The sequence below is a fragment of the Jeongeupia naejangsanensis genome (assembly GCF_016865585.1).
GTDB lineage: Bacteria > Pseudomonadota > Gammaproteobacteria > Burkholderiales > Chitinibacteraceae > Jeongeupia > Jeongeupia naejangsanensis.
The window spans coordinates 384,499-400,031 of the sequence record NZ_JAESND010000001.1; the positions used below are offsets into that span (position 1 = coordinate 384,499).

Annotated in this window: 19 protein-coding genes; 1 reads left to right on the forward strand and 18 read right to left on the reverse strand. The window is 63.3% G+C overall.

The window, feature by feature from the left end; all coding sequences use genetic code 11:
* Positions 1-17: 17 nt before the first annotated feature.
* From JMJ54_RS01780 to JMJ54_RS01800, 5 genes are read right to left on the reverse strand one after another with little or no spacing between them, the layout of a single operon-like run.
* Positions 18-350, reverse strand: a complete 333-nt coding sequence (locus JMJ54_RS01780; protein ID WP_203536230.1) for a phage tail protein — start codon at positions 348-350, stop codon at positions 18-20.
* Positions 350-3,658: a phage tail tape measure C-terminal domain-containing protein gene (locus tag JMJ54_RS01785; protein WP_203536231.1), complete on the reverse strand. Its 3,309-nt coding sequence runs from the start codon at positions 3,656-3,658 to the stop codon at positions 350-352. The genes JMJ54_RS01780 and JMJ54_RS01785 overlap by 1 nt, the downstream gene beginning before the upstream one ends.
* Complete coding sequence (locus JMJ54_RS01790; RefSeq protein WP_203536232.1) at positions 3,651-3,980, reverse strand: phage tail assembly protein T; 330 nt, start codon at positions 3,978-3,980, stop codon at positions 3,651-3,653. The genes JMJ54_RS01785 and JMJ54_RS01790 overlap by 8 nt, the downstream gene beginning before the upstream one ends.
* A gap of 50 nt (positions 3,981-4,030) precedes the next feature.
* Positions 4,031-4,387: a hypothetical protein gene (locus JMJ54_RS01795; protein WP_203536233.1), complete on the reverse strand. Its 357-nt coding sequence runs from the start codon at positions 4,385-4,387 to the stop codon at positions 4,031-4,033.
* The gene (locus JMJ54_RS01800) at positions 4,384-4,845 is read right to left on the reverse strand and encodes a phage tail tube protein (protein WP_203536234.1); all 462 of its coding nucleotides are present in this window, start codon (positions 4,843-4,845) and stop codon (positions 4,384-4,386) included. Before JMJ54_RS01800 ends, JMJ54_RS01795 begins: the two co-directional genes overlap by 4 nt.
* Positions 4,846-5,088: 243 nt before the next feature.
* On the opposite strand from JMJ54_RS01800, the gene JMJ54_RS01805 reads away from it, so the two are divergent.
* Positions 5,089-6,006, forward strand: a complete 918-nt coding sequence (locus tag JMJ54_RS01805; RefSeq protein WP_203536235.1) for a hypothetical protein — start codon at positions 5,089-5,091, stop codon at positions 6,004-6,006.
* Between the two features lie 20 nt (positions 6,007-6,026).
* Here the strand turns inward: JMJ54_RS01805 and JMJ54_RS01810 are convergent, their stop codons facing one another.
* From JMJ54_RS01810 to JMJ54_RS01870, 13 genes are all read right to left on the reverse strand, one after another.
* On the reverse strand, positions 6,027-6,371 hold the full coding sequence (locus JMJ54_RS01810) for a DUF3168 domain-containing protein (RefSeq protein ID WP_203536236.1): 345 nt from the start codon (positions 6,369-6,371) through the stop codon (positions 6,027-6,029).
* Positions 6,368-6,817: an HK97-gp10 family putative phage morphogenesis protein gene (locus JMJ54_RS01815; protein WP_203536237.1), complete on the reverse strand. Its 450-nt coding sequence runs from the start codon at positions 6,815-6,817 to the stop codon at positions 6,368-6,370. The genes JMJ54_RS01810 and JMJ54_RS01815 overlap by 4 nt, the downstream gene beginning before the upstream one ends.
* A gap of 19 nt (positions 6,818-6,836) precedes the next feature.
* On the reverse strand, positions 6,837-7,181 hold the full coding sequence (locus tag JMJ54_RS01820; RefSeq protein ID WP_203536238.1) for a phage head closure protein: 345 nt from the start codon (positions 7,179-7,181) through the stop codon (positions 6,837-6,839).
* A complete protein-coding gene (locus JMJ54_RS01825) occupies positions 7,181-7,750 on the reverse strand; it encodes a head-tail connector protein (RefSeq protein WP_203536239.1) in 570 nt (189 codons plus the stop codon). Before JMJ54_RS01825 ends, JMJ54_RS01820 begins: the two co-directional genes overlap by 1 nt.
* A 13-nt stretch (positions 7,751-7,763) precedes the next feature.
* A complete protein-coding gene (locus JMJ54_RS01830; protein WP_203536240.1) occupies positions 7,764-9,005 on the reverse strand; it encodes a phage major capsid protein in 1,242 nt (413 codons plus the stop codon).
* Between the two features lie 71 nt (positions 9,006-9,076).
* Positions 9,077-9,850: a head maturation protease, ClpP-related gene (locus JMJ54_RS01835; protein ID WP_203536241.1), complete on the reverse strand. Its 774-nt coding sequence runs from the start codon at positions 9,848-9,850 to the stop codon at positions 9,077-9,079.
* Positions 9,819-11,111: a phage portal protein gene (locus tag JMJ54_RS01840; protein ID WP_203536242.1), complete on the reverse strand. Its 1,293-nt coding sequence runs from the start codon at positions 11,109-11,111 to the stop codon at positions 9,819-9,821. Before JMJ54_RS01840 ends, JMJ54_RS01835 begins: the two co-directional genes overlap by 32 nt.
* Positions 11,108-12,730, reverse strand: a complete 1,623-nt coding sequence (locus tag JMJ54_RS01845) for a terminase large subunit (protein ID WP_203536243.1) — start codon at positions 12,728-12,730, stop codon at positions 11,108-11,110. Before JMJ54_RS01845 ends, JMJ54_RS01840 begins: the two co-directional genes overlap by 4 nt.
* Before the next feature lie 47 nt (positions 12,731-12,777).
* Positions 12,778-13,599 (reverse strand): hypothetical protein, encoded by an 822-nt coding sequence (locus JMJ54_RS01850; protein ID WP_203536244.1) that lies wholly within the window; start codon positions 13,597-13,599, stop codon positions 12,778-12,780.
* Between the two features lie 189 nt (positions 13,600-13,788).
* Positions 13,789-14,163, reverse strand: a complete 375-nt coding sequence (locus JMJ54_RS01855; RefSeq protein WP_203536245.1) for an HNH endonuclease — start codon at positions 14,161-14,163, stop codon at positions 13,789-13,791.
* A 46-nt stretch (positions 14,164-14,209) separates the two neighbouring features.
* A complete protein-coding gene (locus JMJ54_RS01860) occupies positions 14,210-14,689 on the reverse strand; it encodes a VOC family protein (RefSeq protein ID WP_203536246.1) in 480 nt (159 codons plus the stop codon).
* A 124-nt stretch (positions 14,690-14,813) separates the two neighbouring features.
* Positions 14,814-14,954, reverse strand: coding sequence for a hypothetical protein (locus tag JMJ54_RS01865; protein WP_203536247.1), 141 nt, complete (start codon positions 14,952-14,954; stop codon positions 14,814-14,816).
* 119 nt (positions 14,955-15,073) lie between these two features.
* Positions 15,074-15,514: a hypothetical protein gene (locus JMJ54_RS01870; protein ID WP_203536248.1), complete on the reverse strand. Its 441-nt coding sequence runs from the start codon at positions 15,512-15,514 to the stop codon at positions 15,074-15,076.
* Positions 15,515-15,533: the final 19 nt, after the last annotated feature.

Here is a 15,533-nt window from a genome sequence, read left to right on the forward strand (position 1 = left end):
GGAGCCGCCTAATTAAACTAGGGTTCGAATATCTGCTCGAACACCGCCGTGAGCTTGGTGACGCTCCGGTCGACCTCAACCACCGACCACTTGGGGCATTTGACGCGTACCGGTCGGTCGTTGAGGTCCAGCCAGCTGAATGAGGTGATACCGGCCTTGGCGGTGAGGAAGTCGTCGATCTGCTGGATGTCGGTCTTGCTGCGCTGGAAGCCCAGCGTCCAGCTTTGCAGCACCGGGTTGAGGCCGTCGTTGCGGCGCTGTTCGTAGCCGTCGCCGAACTGCACACTGCGGGTGCGCGGGGTCTTGTCGAGCTGGGCGCCGTATTGCGGCGACCAGGTGAAGTCGGTCATCAGCTTCTTCCTCTTTGACTCATCTGCCGGTTGATGCCGCCGTTGCGCCAGCTGTCGCGGTTCTGCTGTTGCATCTGGTCTTGCACCACCTTGTTGATCATCGGCACCAGTTTGTCGGCTAGGGTGCGGCCAAGGTCGGTGTCGCTGCTTGTGTCGGCAGGTCCGTTGCTGCTCACGTTGATCGTGACGTTGTTCTGCACCGCGCAGCCCGAGGCTGCCGTAACAGCCGGCGTGCTGGGTAGCGAGCCGACGGCGCCGCCCGAGGCGAAGCGGCCGGCGTTCAGCGCGTCGAAGAAGCCCCGGCCGTAGCGCGACACGGCTGCCGCCTTGATCACGTACTCACCGTTCGACAGCCACGACAGGATGCTGTCGCTGGTGGCGGTACCGGCGCCACTGACCGTCCCGCCGTTGGCGTGCGCTTGTACCGGGATACCGGTGATACCACTGCCGATCCCCATCCATTGGAACAGCCGGGTCATGGCCATCCGTTCGGCGACGCGGGCGATATCGGCAAGGATGCTGTTGGCCAGTTGTTTGAAGCTGAACTCGCCGGTGGTGACGAACTTGCTGATCATCGCATCCATGCTGCAGAAGGCGCTGTTGAACGCCTGTTCCATCAAGCCTGCGGCATTCTCGCCGGCGGCCACGTAGTCGGCCAGTGCCTGCTTCGCCCCATTGCTTGCATCGGCTTCCTGTGCTCGTCGGGCGTTCTGGTAGGCCAGGTACTTCTGCTGCTGCGCGGCCACCATCGTATCGATCTCGGCGAGGCCGGCCTGCATCTTCTGGGGATCGATCAGGTTCAGCTTCACGTCTTCGGTCAGCCGGCGTTTGAGGTTCACCGCCTGCTGGCCGATGTGCTGCAGGCCCTGTTCGATCTCCTTGGCGCGGGTCGATAGGTTTTGGGTCTGCAGGTTCGACTGCCAGTCGAGCTGTTGCTGGCCGAACGCACTGCCGAGGTTGGCCTTCACTTCGGTAATGCGCTGGCCGAACAGCACGGTCTGGCGGCCGAGTTCGGTCTGGGTGTCAGTGAGTTTCTGTACGGCCCTGCCGTAGTCGGCGGCGCCGATTTTTCCCTGGCTGAAGGCGCCCTGCAGCAGTTTGAGGTTGTCACCGTACTGCGGATCGACACCGTGCAGCGTCTTGCCGAGCAGGTCGTCGATCAGTGCCTGGTAGCGCTCGACCTTCTTCTTTGCGGCGGCTGCACGGCGTTCGACGGTGTGGGCCTGCCGGATGGCGCCGTGATCGGCGAAGAGATTTTTCTCACGCGCTGCGAGCCGGTTGTACTGACTCTGGTCGATCACGCCGTCGACTAGGGCGCGTTTCAGCGTCGCCAGCTTGGCGGTGAGCTTCTCCCCCTTGGTTTCGGTCTCCTTCGCCATCTGGTCGATTTGCGCGGCCAGCCGTGACTTGCCGTCGCCGAGGTGCTTGCGGCTGTCGGTCTCGGCCAAGCTGTTGGCGGTGACCAGCTGGCGTTGCTTCAGCTGCCGCACCGCCTGGTCGGCGGCGAGTAGCCGTTCACGGGCGGTTTCGAGACCGGCCAGCATGGCCTTGCGATCGGACTCCTTCTGGAAGCCGAACTCGCCCGGTCGCAGTGCCCGCTTGGCGAATGCGTCATAGGCCGCATTGCGCTGGTCGTAGTCGCGCCGCGCAGCGCCGGCCTCCTGTTGCAGACCGGCCATGTCCGACTTGGCCATGGCCGTCTGGATGCGCTTGGCCGACAGCTCGGCCTGCGATGCGGCATTGTCCATCGCCGCGCTGAGTTCGTCCCAGTAGGCAATCAGACCGACGATGGCGAGCGACGCGACGCCGATCGGACCGCCGAGGAAGCTCAGCGCGGCGCCGGCGGCGCGCGAGGCCAGTCCCATGGCGCCGGCCGCCGCTGCGGCATTGCGCTGGGCAGCGGCATAGCCGAGGGTTGCCGCTTCGGCCGTGACTTCGGCACGGTTCTGCAGCTGGATCGCCGTGCCGAGGGTTTGGGTGGCGATCGCACGTGCGTCGACCGCGGCGGTCACGGCCTCCTCGGCGATGGTGACCCGGGCCGCGGCGGCGGCCATTGCTTCGTCGGCATTGCTCACGCCCTGCGAGAAGCGGATCAGCTCGTACTGCGCGGTTACCCTCGCCTGTTCGGCCTGCGCGAGCTGCAGCTCCTCGACGGCGAGGGTTTTGGCAGCGGTCGCAGTCTGGTACTTGGTCTCGGCAGACGTTCGTTCTACAGCGGCAGCCCGGGCCATCTGCGTGGCTTCAAACGTCGCTGCCGAGGCGGTTTGCAGAATGGCGTCGCGCTCGGCCAGCAGTGCGCTCTGGCTTGCGGCCAGTTGCTGCACCCGCCTTGATGCGGCGCCGGCGAGCCGGCCGGTCACCAGTCCGGCCAAGGCCGTACCGATCGCCCCGAGGCTCGTGGCAACGCCGTCAGCATGGTTCTGGATCGCTTCCAGCCCCTGCGTTGCGGTGGCGATGCCGCTGCGGAATTGCGGCATCAGCCCCTGGCCGAGCGTCACCTGCAAATCGGACACCAGCCGCTGCATCGAGCCGAGCTGCTTGCCCGGCTCCTGCATCGCCGCCGAGTAGGCGCCGGCGATGCTCTCGCCGGCGCGCATCACGGCATTGACCCGGGCCTGGGTCTTTTCCTGCTCGGTCAGGCTCTCGGCAGTCACGCCGATCGACTTGGCCAGGTCCTTGTAGCTGTTCTCGAAGCTGACGTTGATGCCGATGGTGCGCAGCATGTCGACCTGTGCGGTCTGGATGCCATACAGCAGGTGGTTGAAGGCCTGCGACGAGCCCATGTTGCCGATTACCGCCGCATCCTGGGCGATACGCGCCAGCTTCGGCGCCAGCGACAGGTCGAGCCCGCCCTGCACCATCCGCGCCACGCCTTGGCGGGATTCGAGCTTGCTGATCCCGGACTGTTGCAGCGCGGTTTCGACGTGGCCGAGTTGGTCGGCGGTATAGCCGGCGTTGCGGCCGATCGTCTGCAGTACGGTGCCGAGCACGTTGTAGCGCGAGGCGGCCATCACCGATGCCCGCGCGAACGCCTCGAGCTTGCCGGCGGCGAACATTCCCGCAGCCAGCTGGATGTAGCGCGACGTCGTCTGCGACAGTGCGTCGACCTGCGACGACACCTTGTCGATCGACGACGCCATGCGTGCGCTATCGGCATTGACCCGCGCCATGGCGACATCGATGCCCGACAGCGACTTCTCGATCGCCCGCGACTGCTTGCGGGCGATCTGTTCGGCACGGTTCAGCCCCTGTTCGAAGCGGACGATGTTCGCCTCGAGGTCGATGGCCAGGCGGCCCAGATCAGCCATGGTGTTTCTCCAGATCGGCACGAACTGCCTCGGCACGCTGGCCGGCACCGGACAGCAGTGCCATCAGGCCGGTTTCAACATGGGAACGGGATGCGGGCGACGGTGACGGTTCGGTGTCATCCCGTTGCAGGAAGGGCATGAAGTCCAGCGGCGACAGCGCTTTTTTGCCCTTGGGTAGGTGCAGATTGGTGTTGCTCGCCGCGATAATCCCGGCCCGGAAATCGGCGCGGATTTCGCCGAACGGCTCCAGCTCGTCGAAGGCCATCCAGCGCCACAGCTGCCCGGCCGGCAAGGACGCCAGCAGCGCGTCGACGTCGGCCACACCGAGCTGCAGGGCCAGCCGGTGCGCAAAGCGCAGGAAAGGTCGCCGGGTCAGGGCTTTTTTGCGGCGTCGATCGCCTCTTGCGGTGGCGTGTTCAAGCGCCAGGCCACATCGGCCAGCAGGCGTAGCGACAGACCGGACAGATGCGCCGGCAAACCTTCCGCATCGTCGTCCTGCAGCAGTCGCTCGCCGCGCTCGTCGACCAATGACCGTACCAGCAGCCGGGCCTCGATCTCGCTGGTCATCGGCTGGCCGGCTTCGCGCAATGACGCGACCTCGAGCCAGAACTGCTCGGCGTCGAGCGCTGACATTTCGGAGACGATGGCCGAGCCATCCAACGCCGGTACCGGCACGGTCTCGGTCGCCCGGCCGGCGCCGAGCAGTTGTTCACGCGACAGCGGCTTCATGCGGTCACCTCCGGTTCAACGGCCTGCGGTGCAGGTGGCGCCGGCGGCACCGGTTTGGTCGTCGTCACCGCACCGGTAATCGTCAGGTCGAGCTTGCCCTTGAGGATATTGTCGACGCCGAACTCGTGCGAGAAGCCCTTCACCAGTGCGTCGAAGTTCTGCACATGGCCACTGGTGTAGGTGATCTGAATCGGCACCACCGCCCCGCTCGCTTTGGCCACATCGGCCGCCGCCTGACCTTCGTCGTCGAAGATCCGGTTCAGGTCCAGACTCACGCCGCCGTAGTCCTGCAGCCCGAGGCGTTTTTCTTTCGCTTCGGACTTCAAGTGCGTGCAGTCGATCTCGTTCGCCTGCCCGTCCATCCCCGAGAAGTTGGTCACCTCGCCAACCTCGAGCCAGCCGCCGGCGCCGTCACCGATCGACACCGTCGTACCCTGCGATCCAATCGCGTTCGACATCACACCCTCCAAATGAAAACGCCCGCGAACGCGGGCATATAAAAGCTTCAGTTGTCACACATGTCACACCTGAAATTAAGAACACGAACTACTTCGGACAAAGACACTCATTCAAACTATCATCAACAAATGCCATAGTCATGAAAATGCACACCTCAAATAAGCATGGACGGGCTGAATTACCAACTATCGTCCAGAAAACTCAACCAAGCAGCACAGCAGCTACAAATAAAAGGATGAAAAATGCAGTGCAAGAGAATCATCAGCATTATTATTCACCCCAAAGACGTCAAAGACCCTGAACTCAAAACGTGCGACGACCTACTAGCCCTGCGTTACAAAGACATCGGATATATTTCCGATGATATTTACTTATCGCAATACACCTCAGAGAAATATGAAGTACCAAACATCAACAAAGACCTTCAAACACTCATTAACATTTCAAACGAATGGGTAACGAACGGACGAAAAAACAGTAATGGCTTAGGTCTTTACATTCAAACCCATGGAAATGCGCAAGGCCCGGTAATGAAAAATGGCCCAGTAGTAGGCGCAGTACTCGCTTTATATAATCTTGGATTGCGCTTTAGAAAAATTAATTTAGGCTGGTGCTCTTCTGGCGGCGGGCAAATTTATACAGCCGAGCAGTCAAGCAGCGTTGACTTCATAAAATTGTTAGTTACGGAACTGGATTCCGTTAAGCCACTCAACATAAAAGTCACAGGTAATTTAGACACCAACATCGAATCATTGCACATTGAAGACCCAGATCGAAAACTTGACGGGACCTTATTTTCCGCGTACGGAACAATAATAACCTTCAAAAAATCCAAAGATATCGATAAAAACACAACCGAGCCAGATAAAGTCAGAAACACCTTCAAAAACAAATACACCCACCCGCACCCCAACATCAATGGAATTTTGGCGGACCTAGAAAATCAACCAAAGAATAAATTCAATGAATTCAAGTCAAAACAAGAAAAAGAAATCAGAGACAATCTAACGATAGCGGTTGACTACTTCAACAAAAAGGTTATTTGGAAGGTGGAAAACAAAAAGCTCGTAAGGGCCCCCATATCAGAATACACAGACTCAAAGGACATAGCATATCTACATCAAGTAATAGTTCAACACCACGAAATGTGTAAAGTTTAAATAACCCCTTATTGAACCAATCAATTCAGCCACCATACTGACATATCGACTATCTGTCGGCATTGCCGGGTTGCGGTTTCCAGATCATCGACGATGGACCGGATAACCGGCCGCAGCCCAGCCTGCTCGAGCGCTTCGATCGCCTGCTTCACCAGTCGCTTGCCGCTGAGATAGTCGTCAGTCCAGACGCTCAGCTGCAGGCGCAGGTGGTGGGTGTTGGTTCGGCCAGCTAGTACGGTGTTCGGCGTGTCGCTGATAACCTGGTACACCAGGTTCGGTCGTGGCGTGTCCTGCGGTGCTAACAGCGGGTAGACCCGGCCGTCGAACAGTGGCGCCAGGGCGGTGAAGATGGCTTCTTCGATCACAGCTTGCGAGCCTCTGTCTCGATGCCCTTCTCCAGCTCGACGATGATTCGTCTGGCGATGCCGGTTTTCTTGGCGTCGAATGTCGGACGGATGAAGGGTTTGGCCGGCATGCGGCTGGTGCCGAATTCGACAAAGCGCCAGTAGTAGGCGCCGTAGTTGGCTGGGCGGTACTTGTTTCGGGCATCGGCTTTTTGCCTGGTGCGCTCGCTTTTGAGCCGCTTCAGCCGGCTGCTGATGCCGACCTGTACCTTGTTCTGTTGCGGCACGCGGAACTGCACGATCTGGGTTTTCATCAAGCCGGTGTCTTCGGGTGCTGCGGCTTTGATCGCGGTGATCAGTTCGCGCGCGCCGGCCGAGAGGCTGCGTTTCACCTGCTTGTTCTGGACCTGTTTCGGCAGCAGCCTGAGTTTGCGGCTCAGGGCGTCGAGCCCCTGCATCCTGGCCATGTTTAACCTCTCTTCGGGCTCAGCCCTCGTCGACGCCGCTGGTACACATCAGTTGCAAGTCGATTTGTCGGCCGTCGATGTCGATGGCGGCCTTGATGTTGTAAAGCGTGCTGCCGCAGCGCACGCGCATGGCGGCAGTGATGGTCGGCAGCTGCCGTGGGTAGCGCAGGCTGATCTCGGTGGTGACTTCGGCTTGCACCTGTTGCGTGGCGAGGAACTCCCGTCCGCGCAGCGGCCGGATACGCGCCGGCAGGTCGGTGTCGGCCAGCGGCACCCAGACCTTCAGTTCGCCGCCGACGCTGTCGCGCGGCGACTGCAGCTGTTCGATCCGCACCCGCGAGCGGTACTTGTTGAGGTTGCCCATCACCACACTCCCCGGATTACGTAGTCATCAAGCACCCCGTCGACGAAGTCTTCCGGGAGTTCATTCAGCGTGCCGTTCTCGACGTTCTTGCGATACTCGTAGCTGGTGGCAACGCGGCGGATGATCCAGGTCTTGAAGGCGTCCGGAACGTCGGCCGCTTCGCCGTAACCGCAACGCAGGGTCACCGTCACCGCCGCCGGGTCGCGACAGGTCGCCGGCCACGACTGCCCGACCGCGGGCCACAGCTGCTCGGGCTCGCCCGGCAGGATCCGGCAGGCGGCCGGATCGAGCGTCTGCGGCTGGCCTGCCGGATCGAGGTACTGCACCGACACGATCGCCTGCACCGGCGTGGCGCCAACGAGGTAACGCGCACAGGCGAAGTCCGCCGCAGTGATTTCCACCTCGCGGGTGAGCAGTGCCCGGCGGGTCATCCGTTCGGCCACATCGGTCGCGGTACTGATCTCGCGGCGGATGTTGTCGTCCTGATCGGTGTTGAACTCGTAGCCCCAGGACTTGAACTCGTCGACGGTGACCGGCAATCCGGCCGGCGGCGTGGTGATGCGCAGCATGGGATTCCTTCAATCAGGCGATCGCTTCTTCCGGCTCGCGGGTTTCCTGCTCCACCGAAGGGGCCGAGGCGGCGTTCTTGAACGCCTTGATCGAACCGCCAACGTCGAGCAGGTTGCCGCCCGAGCGCGAGAACATCAGGAAGCCGACCTGTCCCTTGCGGGCGAACGCCGAGTCGGTGAAGCGGTGCATCTGCATCGCCAGCGCATCGCGGATCAGATAGGTGCTGAAGTCGCCGAACAGGATCGAGGTCGCGCCGGCGGCCATGGCCGGCATGTCCTGGTTGATCACGTAGCCATAGCTGAGGATCGTGTCCGGCTCCTTGACGGCGAAGCCCGGCAGCCACAGTGGCCGGCCCTGGTCGTCCTTGAGCTTCTTCAGTTCTCGCAGCGTGCTGTCGGCGAACATCCAGCGGCCGTTGTGGCGGTAGGCCGGGTCGACGCTGTGCTCGAGATCGATCAGCTCGTCGCCGCTGACGGTCTTGGTCGATGCACCGGTGACGCCGACGGCGGCGTTCGGCACGATGCCGTTCGGTTCGCCGTTGCCGGTCCCGAGGGTGAATTTCTTGTTGGTGATCCGGCCGATCCGCGAGATGCAGCGGCGGTTGATCAGCGCATCGAGGTCGACGGCACTGTCCTGCAGCAGCTCGATCGGCACGGTGACGATCTTGGAGCTGAACTTGAAGGTGTTGATCGAGCGGGTACCGAATGCGATGTCGGCATCGCCGGCCGCAGCGTTCTCGGCGACGATCTCGCCCTCTTCCGACGTGCCGTCGGTGGTCGGGAACGACATGGCGGCGCCGGACGCGGTCGAGATCACCGTCGCCACTTCGCGCATCCCGCCGAAGGACTTGAGTGCTTCGATCACGCTGCGCGCCAATTCCTCGGGCACGGTATAGCCGCCCTCGCTGCCGCTGGTGGTACTCATGGCATTGCGCAGCGTACCCAGCTGGTCCTGCGTCAGCGCCATCGGGCCGTGGCGCAGCAGCGTGTCGTAGATTTTGGCGGCCTCGCTGCCGGCCTTCTTGCCAACGGCCTCGACGATGGTGTTGTTGACCTGCAGGTCGGCCATCAGCGTGTTGTATGCCTCGATGCGCTCGATCTGCGCATCGATGTCGGCAACCTGTTTCACTGCGGCGTCGTATTCGGCCTGCAGGCTGTCGTTCCACAGCGGATTGTGATCGCTGTCGACGAGGTTCTTCAGTTTGGCGCCGATGGCGGCACGCTGTTCGCGGAGGGTCTGGATGGATACGGCCATGGGGAAACTCCAATAAAAAAGGCCGCCCGGAGGCGGCCTGAAGCAAGAAGGGAAACGGTAACGCGAGCGGGTCAGAACCCGAGGTTCAGCAGCGCGACGCGGCGCTGGTTGGCGGCACGCTGTCTGTGGGACTGGTCATCTTGGCCAGCCGGTGCGGCAGGTTCGGGCGGCACCGGATTTTCCGGCGGCACGCTGGCCGCAATCGGCGCCTTGGCGTAGGCCGAGAGGTTCCAGCAGGCCGACACATCATTGCTGTCGTCAGCCAGTTGGTCGGCGAAGCCGTACTCGACCGCTTCGGCGGCGGTGAACCAGGTTTCGGCGTGGACCCAGTCGCGCACGCGGCCGTCGTCCTGCTTCGTGCGCGTGACGTAGGTGTCGACCAGGGTGGCATCGACCTTGCGCAGCAGTCCAGCGGTCTTTTCGAGGGCGTCGGCGGAGCCGTAGGCCAGCGTTTGCGCCTGGTGGATCATCACGAAGGCACCGGGCGAGATCGCGATCACGTCGCCGGCCATGGCGATGAAGCTCGCGGCGCTCGCGGCAAGGCCGTCGACGTGCACGTGGATCTGCGCCGGGTGCTGTCGCAGCGCGGTCTCGATCGCCCGGCCGCCGAAAACGTCACCACCGGGCGAGTTGATCCGCACGTGGATGGTCGGGGCGTCGATCGCGGCGATCTTCTTGGCGACGGTGTCGGCGGCGACGCCGCCCCACCAGTCGGCCTCGGCCTGCGTGGCGACGATGCAGTCGTACAAGTAGAGCGTGGCATCGCCACCGCTCTGGTTCTGCACCACCTCGAAGCGCCGGTCGGCCTGCCGGTTACTGATCAGCAGGTTCAGCAGCTGTCGCATTCTCTCCTCCGTAGTAAAGGCGTTCGCCGCCCGGGATGTCGGGGCGGTTTTCTTCATGGCGCACTTCGTTCGGCGTCATCCAGCCCGGTTCGCCGGCCCGGCCGAGTGCAACCCGATAGGCTTCGTAGCGCGACTTGGTGTCGCCGCGCTCGAGGCCGGTGGTGTCGAACTCGCAATAGGTCGTGCCTCGGAAGACCTTGCGGTTCAGTTCCTGGGCGAACTTCACCAGGTGGCGCAGCAGCGTGAACTTCACGAAGCCGATCGACTGCTGCTCGATGCCGGTACCGAAGGACGACGTCTTCTCGACATGGCCGATCATGAACGGCGGCACACCGAAGATCCGCGCCACCTCCTCGACCGATAGATTCATGATCCCCAGCAGCTGCGCGTCTTCGGCGCTCATGGTCAGCTGGGCGATCTTGAGCCCGCCGCTGAGGATCGCCGGCAGGTGACTGTTGGCGACGCCCTGATGCTTCTGCGCCCAGGTCTCGCGGATGGTCTGCACTACGCCGGGATCAAGCGCCTTGGGCGAGTCCGACTGCAGCACGAAGTCCGGCCGCGCGCCGTTGCTGAAGAAGCGCCCGGTGTACTCGCTCGCGGCGAGTGCGGTCCCGGCAACGTTGCGCAGCGCATGGCGGATTACCGGCAGGCCACGCTGGCCGTCGAAGCCGACACCGGGGACGTGCAGCATGTCGTCCTGGTCGAGCGTGTACGGCGTGCCGCCGTCGGTGGGCGTGATCCGGTACAGCAGCCGGCCCTTGGCCGGGATCGGCTCGACCGTCGAGTGCGGCAGCGGCTCGAAGCCGGCGATCTCGGGCGAGCGTGCCGACTTGCGATGGATGCGGGCGAACGCATCGCCCTGCAGCAGCACCGAGGTCATCATGCATTCGCGCCAGACCGCCGCAGACATCGACGGCCATGGCTCGAGGTTGAGCAGTCGCCACAGCCCGCTCTGCGATTCGGACACGGTCTCGCGACCGCGGTCGGTCCAGCGGTAGATCGGCAGCGGCAAGGCCGCAATCGAGCCGCCGATCAGCCCGACGCAGGCGAACACCGCAGCGACGTTCATCGCGGTGCGCTCGTTCACCGCCATGCCGGCGGCCGACAGGCCGCCGGTGAGGAAGGCATACAGGTCGGTGCCGGCGTAGCCCTGCGACAGCCGCATGCTGCCGTTGTGGACCGGTTCGGCCGTCGTGGGTGGTGGCGTGGCCTGTGCCTTTGTCACGCGCCGTTCGGCAAGCCAGGTATCGAGCACGCTCATAGCACGATGACCCCGGGTGTCGCGTCCGGTTCGGCCGGGAACATCGCCCGGTTCAGTGCCATCACGGTGGCGACGATGCCGTCGATTTTTTCGCGTGACTTGCGCTTGTTCGGGCGCAGGTTGCCGTTGGTGTCCTGCAGCAGCACCACGTTGCCGGCGTTCCAGCGCAGCACCGGGTGGCCGCCGTGGCGGAGCAGTCTGTTGAGCATGATTTCCTCGAGAAACTTGCTGGGCGCCGACAGCGCCTGGAAATTCTGGGGGATCTCGACCATCTGCAAGCCGGCCTCGGCCAGCTCGCCGGCGAGCTTGAGCGAGTTCCAGTCGTCGTAACCGATCTCGCGGATGTCGAACACGGCCTGATCGGCCAGCACCTGCAGGCGGATCTGTTCCTGGTCGACGATCCGGCCCGGTGTGGTCTGCAGGTGGTCCTGCTGTGCCCAGGTCCGGTAGTCGACGCGGTCCTTCTGTTCGCGGCGTTCGAGCTGGTCTTCGGGCACGAAGAAGCGCGGCAGGAGGGTCCAGTTCGGGTCACCGGCCTGCGGCGGGAACACCAGCACCCACGCGGTCAGGTCGGTGGTCTTGGAAACGTCCAGCCCGCCGTAGCAGTAGCGGCCATGGAGATCGGCCTCGTCGAACGCTTCGCCGCAGGCATCCCAGTCGTCCAGTGACAGCCAGGCATCGAGCAACTGGGTCCAGATGTTCAGCCGCTTGGTCAGGAAGTTGAACAGCGCGGTCGGAACCGCGGCGGCTTTTTTGGCCATGTCCCTCAGCTGCTCGACCTTGATCGACACGCCCATGTTCGGATTGGCCTTGATCCAGTTGGCCTCGTCGCGCCAGTCGTCGTCGGCATCCAGCGTGTAGATCACTCCGCCGAACGAGTCGTCGGTCTCGGTGCCTTCGAGCACCCGGATCAGGTAGCCGCGCTGCTCGAGGCAGATCGAGCCTTCGATGTTCTCGCCGGCGGTGGTGATCGCGTACAGCAGCGGGCTGCGCCGGGCGCCGGTGGCGGTCTCGATCACGTCCCACAATGCCCGTGACGGGTGGGCGTGCAGCTCGTCGATGATCGCGCCGTGCACGTTCAGGCCGTCCTGCGTCTTGGCATCGGCGCCGAGCGGCACGAACAGGTTGGCGGTGCCGGCGATGAACATCCGGTTGTTGTGCACCGAGATCAGCTGCCGCAGCCCGGGGGACTGCTGCACCATCATCTCGGCTTCCTTGTGGGTGATCTTGGCCTGGTCGAGCTTGGTCGCCGCGGTGAAGACCTGCGCGCCCTTCTCCTTGTCCATCGCGAACAGGTAGAGGCCGATCGCCGACAGCTTGGTGCTCTTGCCGTTCTTGCGCGCGACTTCCTCGTACCAGGTGCGGAAGCGGCGCGAACCGTCGATGCGGCGCCAGCCGAAGGTCACGGCCAGCCAGAACTGCTGCCACGGTTGCAGCACGATCGGTTGCCCGCCCCATTCGCCCGAGCTTTGCCGGCAGTGTTTGAAGAAGTCGATGACATGCCGGGCGTGGTCAATGCGGAACACCAGACCGCGTTCGCCGCCGTCGCGCAAATCCCTGAAGTGGCGTTCGATCGCCAGCCGGGTGTAGCGGCCGGCGACGATCCGGCCTTCGAGCACGTCGAGGCCGTACTGGTCCCATGGCTGCAGCGCGTAACCGGCCGGGATCAGTCTGCCCGCTGGTCCGCGAACATCAGGATCTCGGCCAGTTCCGCACTCAGTACCCGGCCCTTGCTGATGGCTTTGTGTTTGGCACATGCGTAGACGGTCAGTCCGTTGCGTTTGAGCAGTTCGCGGATCTGGCGCGCGATCTTGGCCCGGTTGTAGCTGGCGCTCACTTCGTAGGTCCGGCCGGTCTTGTAGCTGACCGCGAAGTGCTTGCCCTTGTGGTCGGCCAGCCATTGGCGGGCCTCGTACCAGTCGGCCATCGCCGCGCACAGCAGGCCGATCGCCAGACCGGCCGAGCTGAAGTCGAAGCCGCTCTGCTCGAGCAGCGGCTGCAGGTCCTGCCAGAGACGCTTCTCGGCGGACGTCATCGTCCAGGGCGGCAGCCGTGGGAGGCGCTCACCTTCGTGGGCCTGCTCGAGCAGGTCGAACGGGCTGAACAGCTCGCCCTGCGAGGCCAGCCGGTCGATCACCCGGATGCGCGCCGCCGTGGTGACGGTCAGTCCGGCCTGGTCGAGATCCTTGAGCACCTCGTTGCGGGCACGACGCTCGGCCATCGACTCGTCCGACTCCATCGAGCCGCCGTTGGAATCAACGTCATAGCGACCGCCTTCCTTGCGGATCGCGTCGACGTGGGAACGCCAGGCGTCGACCTTCTCGGCCAGCAGCGCCAAGCCGATCAGTGCCGACGCGTAGTCGAGCTGGGCTTCGGCCAATGACGACAGCAAGTACGACCAGATCCGCTTCGGTCGTGCGGATTTGAGGAAACGGGGTGGTCGGGGCAGCGCGACCAGCGCGCTCGCCGGGGTGGTTTGCTCGCTCATGCAGCGCCTATCAAGGATCGGGAGAGCGGAAGCGGCCAAACGCTGGAATGAATGCAGCAGCGGGCCGGTTCATACCCCCCCCTATGGATTTCGGGGGTTTGTGCGGAAACGGGGGACTACTCGGTCTAGGGCGAAGCACCCCAGCCTTTTGATAGCCCCCCCCTTGATCGAGGGGCGATGCAGACCGACTCAGGCCAGCCGCCGATTGCCGAGGCCGCCGTCTTCGCGCGCGGTCTTGGCGTCGTGGCAGGACTTGCACAACGGCTGCCAGTTGTTCGTATCCCAGAACAGCGTCTGGTCGCCGCGATGCGGCACGACATGATCGACCACGTTGGCCGGCACCAACCGGTGGCGCGCAGCGCATGCCACACAGAACGGATGCGATCGCAGATACGTCGCCCGCGCCTTCTGCCAGCGCGAACCATAGCCGCGCTGCGCCGACGTGCCGCGCAACTGGTCATAGCGCCGCGCAACCTTGGGCTGGTGCTGCTCGCAGTAGCCGCGCTCGACCAGTGTCCGGCAGCCGACCTGCCGGCACGGGCGCATCGGCGAAAAGGAAACCATCAAGCACTCCAACCGTTGTATTGACCACGGCGGAGCGTGAGCTGCTTCAGCCGCGCCAAGCCGCCTCGATCGCCGCGATGTCGATCTTGCACATGTTCATCATGGCTTCGAACGCGCGCTTGGCTGCCGCGCGATCCGGGTCGGCGATCGCCGTCATCAGGATGCGTGGCGTGATCTGCCACGACACGCCCCACTTGTCCTTGCACCAGCCGCAGGCACTTTCCTGACCGCCGTTGCCGACGATGGCATTCCACAGGCGATCTGTTTCAGCCTGGTCCTCGGTCGAGACCTGAAACGAGAAGGCCTCGTCATGCGTGAAGCCGGGCCCACCGTTCAGACCAAGACACGGCAGCCCCATCACCGTGAACTCGACCGTCAGCACGTCGCCCTCCTTGCCGGCCGGGTAGTCGCCGGGCGCGCGAAGGATGGCGCCGACTGCGCTATCCGGGAACGTCCTGGCATAAAACTCCGCTGCATCCAGCGCAGCGCCGTCGTACCACAGACAAATCGTGTTCTTGCTGGCCATACCGGTTCTCCTGACTGTTCCAACAGAGCGGCAGGTCACCCCTGCCCGTCGTCATCAGTATGAGGTGGATGCTTGCCTGCAAGATGCAGGTGCACGACCGGCGGTGCTGCCCGATGCTCGTGCCTCAGTCGAACCCGGCCAACAGATCGAGCGCAGCCAGCCGACTCTCGGCATCGCACTCGGCGAACACCTCGGCGCCGGCCGGCACGACGTTGTCGATCACTGTCCGGCCATCTGCCAGAAACAGCAGGTAATAGGTTTGCATGGGGTACTTCCGGAAACGACAAAGCCCGCACGATGGCGGGCTCGGGTTGGTCGGCGTGTCGACCCGGAAAAGCAAAAACCCCGCGCATTGCTGCGGCGGGGTCTGGTGATTCGTTTCTGCTAGGCGTGCGAAACCACCCTTTCCCGGGTAGACACGTGCCTTAGCGAAGGCGAATTGTTGAGCGAAAGATAGCGGATGGACTTGGTTGGCGTCGACAACAAATAATTCCATTTCATTCGGAACACTTCCTCGGCACGCGTGACGTACGCCCGGTAGTCCACGCATGGCAAACGCAGCTGTTCGCACACCCTCTTGGGATTGGCCTTGAACACGTAGTGTTTGCGCAGCAAGAGCCGCGTGCTTTCCGGCAGCGTGGCAATCACCGCCTCGGCCCGCATGACTTCGTCCTCGTTCACGCTGCTTGGCCGCGATGTCGCGCCCGCCTGAATGCGTTCTTCCGGCGTCATGTACCGACACGCGGCAAAGCCGTTGCCCGGCAACGGGCAGGACCAGCGGCCCCAGTCATCCAGCAGCCTGATCGCACCTTGAATATCCAACATCGTTCACTGCCTCCGTTAA

Coding starts and splice junctions, on each gene's coding strand:
- JMJ54_RS01780 (WP_203536230.1), bottom strand. CDS start 350: ATGACCGACTTCACCTGGTCGCCGCAATACGGCGCCCAGCTCGACAAG.
- JMJ54_RS01785 (WP_203536231.1), bottom strand. CDS start 3,658: ATGGCTGATCTGGGCCGCCTGGCCATCGACCTCGAGGCGAACATCGTC.
- JMJ54_RS01795 (WP_203536233.1), bottom strand. CDS start 4,387: ATGAAGCCGCTGTCGCGTGAACAACTGCTCGGCGCCGGCCGGGCGACC.
- JMJ54_RS01800 (WP_203536234.1), bottom strand. CDS start 4,845: ATGTCGAACGCGATTGGATCGCAGGGTACGACGGTGTCGATCGGTGAC.
- JMJ54_RS01805 (WP_203536235.1), top strand. CDS start 5,089: ATGCAGTGCAAGAGAATCATCAGCATTATTATTCACCCCAAAGACGTC.
- JMJ54_RS01815 (WP_203536237.1), bottom strand. CDS start 6,817: ATGGCCAGGATGCAGGGGCTCGACGCCCTGAGCCGCAAACTCAGGCTG.
- JMJ54_RS01820 (WP_203536238.1), bottom strand. CDS start 7,181: ATGGGCAACCTCAACAAGTACCGCTCGCGGGTGCGGATCGAACAGCTG.
- JMJ54_RS01825 (WP_203536239.1), bottom strand. CDS start 7,750: ATGCTGCGCATCACCACGCCGCCGGCCGGATTGCCGGTCACCGTCGAC.
- JMJ54_RS01830 (WP_203536240.1), bottom strand. CDS start 9,005: ATGGCCGTATCCATCCAGACCCTCCGCGAACAGCGTGCCGCCATCGGC.
- JMJ54_RS01835 (WP_203536241.1), bottom strand. CDS start 9,850: ATGCGACAGCTGCTGAACCTGCTGATCAGTAACCGGCAGGCCGACCGG.
- JMJ54_RS01840 (WP_203536242.1), bottom strand. CDS start 11,111: ATGAGCGTGCTCGATACCTGGCTTGCCGAACGGCGCGTGACAAAGGCA.
- JMJ54_RS01850 (WP_203536244.1), bottom strand. CDS start 13,599: ATGAGCGAGCAAACCACCCCGGCGAGCGCGCTGGTCGCGCTGCCCCGA.
- JMJ54_RS01855 (WP_203536245.1), bottom strand. CDS start 14,163: ATGGTTTCCTTTTCGCCGATGCGCCCGTGCCGGCAGGTCGGCTGCCGG.
- JMJ54_RS01860 (WP_203536246.1), bottom strand. CDS start 14,689: ATGGCCAGCAAGAACACGATTTGTCTGTGGTACGACGGCGCTGCGCTG.
- JMJ54_RS01865 (WP_203536247.1), bottom strand. CDS start 14,954: ATGCAAACCTATTACCTGCTGTTTCTGGCAGATGGCCGGACAGTGATC.
- JMJ54_RS01870 (WP_203536248.1), bottom strand. CDS start 15,514: ATGTTGGATATTCAAGGTGCGATCAGGCTGCTGGATGACTGGGGCCGC.